Here is a 3,603-nt window from a genome sequence, read left to right as displayed (position 1 = left end):
TAGCTAGTGCATTATTCGGTTTTATCTTAATAAGGAAGAAAGGCGCTCAAATATGTTAACCACTAAAGCCAGGATGCTTTTTAACCATTTATTTTCTCTACAACTATTTATTATTTGGGCTTTGGGAACTTATGGAAGTTGGTTAACGATGCAGACAGAAATGTTGTTCCCCATATTTTTCGGCTTCTTTTTATGGGTGTTGCTCATTTTTGTTGGATACAAAACACAACACGCTCCCTTTCAGTCTCGATTCTATTGGTTTGGTTTATTACAGCTGATTACTTGTTGGACTATTTTCCCGCTGTTTAAATCAATTCGCTATGGTTTATACCAATGGAATTTTGATGATATTTTATATCATCTAGATAAACTCCTATGGTTCGGGAAAAGCTAACCAGAATGGACTATTTCTTTGCAGTCTGGTTGGCTAAGTGAATTCCTTTCCTTTTGCTATTTTAGTTTCTACTTTTTGATTATTGGTAGCGCCCTTTTCTTCTTTTTTTAGTCGAAATAGTATACTGACTAAAAACTATTTTTTTTGGCTTAATGCTAATGTATTTTTTTTGGTTTTATAGGCTACTTTTCGATTCCAGCCGCAGGCCCTTACGCTGCATTTCCTTCTGATTTTAGTTATCCCGTTCACTTTGGTTCTATGACTCTATTTCTGACAGATCTCGTTGATAAAGGTATTACTGGAATGGATGTCTTTTCCTTCATTACATACAGGGGATCACACTTTTATCTTTGTTGGTTTTTTTCTATTTTTTTCTGGTTATCGAAAAACAGCATATTGTTTATTTCCTATTCTAATAGGACTAATCTTGGCAACCGTATATTTACATTACCATTATGGTATTGATGTTATTGTCGGTACCTTACTTGCATTATGCGTGCTTTATATCACTTGTAAAAATAATAAGGTCGAATATGGAACTCATTTATAAAATTAACGAGCCAATCGCTTCTGAAGTCTCTATTAGCGGAGGTAAAGGCGCAAGTTTAGCAAAAACAATTCAATCATTACCTGTCCCTGATGGTTTAATTCTTTCTTGCCAAGCTTACCAATTATTCATCACGCCCTTACTACCTGAAATCAATCGTTTATTATCAGAAAAAAAGCAAGAACTTGAAGTCATTAGTAAAAATATTCGCCATTTAATTTTACAAGCTTCTATGCCAGAGGAATTAATTCACTCTTTAAGTTCAAGACTCAATGAACTCCAATTAAATGATACTGCTTTAGCCGTCAGATCTTCTGGGACATTAGAAGATATGCCTGGCGCTGCTTTTGCTGGTCAACATGACACCTTATTAGGTATTAAAACGTTATCTCATTTGCTCGATGCTATTCGCCAATGCTATGCCTCTTTATGGCATACTCACGTTATGCTTTATCGCCAACATTTAAATTTGCCACACACTCAAGCATCAATGGCTGTTGTATTACAAAGAATGATAAATGTTCAAAAACAAGAAGCCGCAGGTGTCGCTTTTTCTGTTGATCCGGTTCAAGGTTCTCTTTCTACGGTATTAATTAATGCAGCCTTTGGTTTAGGTGAAACCGTTGTTGCAGGTGAAGATCCTGTCGATGAATTTCTTATTGATAGAGAAAGTTTAGAAATAAAACAGACAACTATTGCTCAAAAAACAAATGCCATTGTGATGATTGATAATGGCACTGAAATTTTGCCACTTGAACCCCAAAATCAATCTATCCCCTCTTTAACGCCAGAGCAGTGTAAACAAGTCGCTGAGCTCGCTATCTCAGCCGAAAAATATTTTGATTTTCCGCAAGATATTGAGTGGGCATTTCACGATGGTAAATTATGGCTTTTACAATCGCGTAATGTGACACAAATTGCTCCCATTTGGACAAGAGAAGAATCAGCAGAAAGGTTTCCTAATCCTATAACGCCATTAACATGGGATATGTGTGAAGCTGGTTTTCATTCATCATTAAACTTTAGCCTTAATCTTATGGGACTTCCGTCATTTAATGGCAAATGGTTCGGGGTACAAGGTTATTATATCTATGGCAACCAAAATGCGGTTTCCTTGTATAGTAACCGGCTCCCCACATCAATGATGAATGATTTGCCTACCTTGTTAAAATCTTTGCCTGAAATTGCACAAAAATTCAGTTGGGTGCAAGAATTACCTATTACTTGGATGCGCGATTTAGATAAATATTTAATCTCTATTGGTGCATTGATGAATGAACCATTACAGGATAAAAATTTGTCTCAATTATGGGATTATGTGCAAAGAATTAATAAGTTAGGTGCTGACTATTTTTTACCTAATATTGCCATATCCTTAACTCAGCGTTCACTCTACTCTGCATTGATGGCATTGCTAAAGCTCTTCTTTAAAGAAGAAAAATATGCTCATACCGCATTCGATAACTTAATTGCTATGTCTGAAACTAAAACGGGACAAGTGAATGCTGAACTTTGGGCACTTTCTCGCTATGTTCGTCATCAACCAAAACTTCTTAATCTTATAGCATCTCTTGTTCCAGAAAAGATTATGCAAGAAATCGAGGAATGCGATCCCCATTTTTACCAGCAGTTCTCATTATTTTTGGCAAATCATGGACATCGAGAATTAGATTTTGATGCCTATCATCCAACATGGTTGGATGCTCCACATATTGTATTAACTCAGATTAAAGCAATGGCTGATTTAGCTGATGATAAACAAACAGATGACCCATTAAGTAAAAAAATTCTACAGTCAGAAACTGAATTTTCAATTATTTCGGATGCTCCTGAAGAATTACGTTTCTTTTTACAAGAAATAATTCGGTTAGCGCGCGTTTATACTGCATTAGATGATCTAGAACATTATCAAACAACTCGACTCGCACTACCTATGCGTCGTGGATTAAAAGCATTAGGTGAAAGATTAGTTATTCGCAGTGTTTTAGATAACCCTATGGATATTTATTTTGCTAATGAACAACCTTTAGCTAACGCAATTCTTGCAGATAATCCCACTGAGTGGAATCAGCTACGCCATCATATATACCAAAATAAGGCAGGATATCTAAAAGCAAAATCAGTCACACCACAATGGGTCTATGGTGAAGAGAGTTGTAATGAGCTAAATACAAATGCGCATCAATTAAAAGGACTGGCAGGCAGTGCTGGAGTTATTGAAGGTGAAGTTTATCTTGTTTATGGTCCAGAGAATTTTGCCGAATTTCCTCAGAATGCCATTTTAGTTGCTAGAACAACTAACCCTGCTTGGACGGCACTCTTTTATCGAGCATCTGGCATCATTACAGAAAGTGGTGGTCCTCTGTCCCATGGTGCGGTTACGGCCCGAGAGTTAGGATTGCCTGCTGTAATGGGTGTACGTAATGTATTAAATATGTTGCAAAATGGTCAAAGAGTCAGAGTTGATGGACAAAAAGGAATAATAGAGATCTTATCTTAATAATGGAATAAATAAAATCATTGCTGTGAAATTAAAAAAAGCATCTTTCCTGATGCTTTTTTTAATTTTTTTATATAATAAAATATTAGTTGATTATTTTATTATTCTGTCATATTTATCGCTATTATTAGTATTAATGTCTACCTTATAAGCAGATGGTGC

General features: G+C 35.8%; 2 protein-coding genes. Both read left to right on the top strand.

The window, feature by feature from the left end:
• Positions 1-701 precede the first annotated feature (701 nt).
• Positions 702-944: a phosphatase PAP2 family protein gene (locus BHE89_RS25660; RefSeq protein ID WP_286146096.1), complete on the top strand. Its 243-nt coding sequence runs from the start codon at positions 702-704 to the stop codon at positions 942-944.
• Entirely contained in the window at positions 928-3,441 is a 2,514-nt protein-coding gene (locus tag BHE89_RS12250) for a PEP/pyruvate-binding domain-containing protein (RefSeq protein ID WP_069367115.1), read from the top strand. The genes BHE89_RS25660 and BHE89_RS12250 overlap by 17 nt, the downstream gene beginning before the upstream one ends.
• The last annotated feature ends 162 nt before the right edge of the window (positions 3,442-3,603 follow it).

This window comes from Shigella sp. FC1967 (genome assembly GCF_001743005.1).
Taxonomy (GTDB): domain Bacteria; phylum Pseudomonadota; class Gammaproteobacteria; order Enterobacterales; family Enterobacteriaceae; genus Proteus.
Note: the sequence above shows the minus strand (reverse complement) of the source record. Positions and strands in the feature narration are given on the sequence as shown.

Excerpts from the sequence above, each read along its gene's own strand:
- BHE89_RS25660 (WP_286146096.1), top strand. The coding sequence starts at position 702 with ATGTCTTTTCCTTCATTACATACAGGGGATCACACTTTTATCTTTGTT.
- BHE89_RS12250 (WP_069367115.1), top strand. The coding sequence starts at position 928 with ATGGAACTCATTTATAAAATTAACGAGCCAATCGCTTCTGAAGTCTCT.